The following is a 1,590-nucleotide window of genomic DNA, read 5'->3' on the forward strand; positions in this document are numbered from 1 at the left end:
GGTTTCGTATTGACAAACCGTCCGGCCTGTTTTCTACTGACTCTTGTGACTCATCCAAAGGACAGGGGAGTACGACGTGGACATCGATGTACTGGGCGCACTCGCCGTGCGGGAGAACGGGATCTCCATCACGCCCACCGCTCCCAAGCCCCGGCAGGTCCTGGCCCTCCTGGCCCTCCACGCCGACCAGGTCGTACCGGTGTCGGCGCTGATAGAGGAGCTGTGGGGAACGATGCCCCCGCGCAGTGCCCGCACCACGCTCCAGACGTACGTCCTCCAGCTGCGCGCCCTGATCGCGACCGCCCTCGAGGGGACCGACGGGGAGCGCACCGCGAAGGACGTCCTCGTCACGCTGCCCGGCGGCTACCTGCTCAACAGCGGTGGCGGGACCAGCGACGTGCGGGAGTTCGACCGGCTGGCGGGCCTCGGCTACCGGGCGATGGACGCGGGTGACTTCCCGGTCGCCGCCCAGCGGCTGCGCGAGGCGCTCGCCCTGTGGTCCGGGCCCGCCTTCGCCGACGTACAGGGCGGCGTGCAGCTGGACATGGAGACGCGCCGGCTGGAGGAGACCCGGCTGTGCGCGCTCGACCAGCGCATAGAGGCCGACCTGAAGCTGGGCCGCCACCGGGAGCTGCTCGCGGAGCTGACGGTGCTGGTGAGCCGGTACCGCACCCACGAGAACCTGCACGGACAGTTCATGCTCGCCCTGCAGGCGGCGCCCGTCGCGGCCGCGGTCGCCGGAGCGGGTGGGCGGGCCGACCGCCTCGTACGGGCCTGACCCGCGCGGCTGGTGCCGGCCCGAGGCGGACGGCGCCGGCCGGGGAACGGCCAGGGACGCAGCGGGGGCGGAAGGAGACGGAGCGGTGCAGGAGAGGTCGGAGCGGACCCGCAGGCGGTTGGTCTTCGCCGGGGCCGAGTTGTTCCACCGCAACGGCTACGCCAACGCGACGCTCGGTGAGATCGCGGGTGCGGCCGGGGTGACGAAGGGGGCGCTGTACTTCCACTTCGCCTCGAAGGACGAGCTCGCGGACGCCGTGCAGCAGCGGGGTTGCGGTCTGCTGCACGAGGCCGTCCGGGGACTGCGGGAGGGCGGGGCCTCGCCCCTCCAGGCGCTGATCGACACCACGCACTGGCTGGCGCGGACGCTGCACGAGGATCCCGCGATCCCGGCGAGCTTCCGCATCACCAAGGAGTGCGCCGGACAGCAGCCGCCCGCGGTGGACTTCCACGGGGCGTGGCTGGAGGCCGTCTGCGAACTGCTGCGGATGGCGCGGGACGTGGGCGAGCTGCCGCTGGACCCGCCGCCCGACGGGCTGGAGGGCGGGGACACCGCCGGTGGCGGGGGTTCGGCCGCCGACCGGTGGGAGAGCGCCGAGGCGTTGGTGGCCGCCGCCGTGTGCGGGATCGAGGTACTGGCCGGGACCGGGCTGTCCTACGCGGAACTCCAGCGGAAGGTGGCGGCCCTGTGGGGGCTGCTGCTGCCGAGCCTCGTCGGGCCGGAGCGGGCGCGGGAGTACCGGACGCGGGCCTTCGAGACGCGCGTGGCGGACGGGGAACGCAGTTACGAGTACCTCGGGAGCGGGGTGTAGG

The 1,590-nt window shown here is 73.0% G+C and carries 2 protein-coding genes; both read left to right on the forward strand.

What is annotated here, in order from left to right; genetic code table 11:
- Window positions 1-76 precede the first annotated feature (76 nt).
- A complete protein-coding gene (locus VR44_RS39735; protein ID WP_245692907.1) occupies window positions 77-778 on the forward strand; it encodes an AfsR/SARP family transcriptional regulator in 702 nt (233 codons plus the stop codon).
- Window positions 779-863: 85 nt separating this feature from the next.
- Complete coding sequence (locus tag VR44_RS39740; protein WP_094192215.1) at window positions 864-1,589, forward strand: ScbR family autoregulator-binding transcription factor; 726 nt, start codon at window positions 864-866, stop codon at window positions 1,587-1,589.
- The last annotated feature ends 1 nt before the right edge of the window (window position 1,590 follow it).

Origin of the sequence: Streptomyces katrae, from assembly GCF_000966975.1 — a bacterium.
GTDB lineage: Bacteria > Actinomycetota > Actinomycetes > Streptomycetales > Streptomycetaceae > Streptomyces > Streptomyces katrae.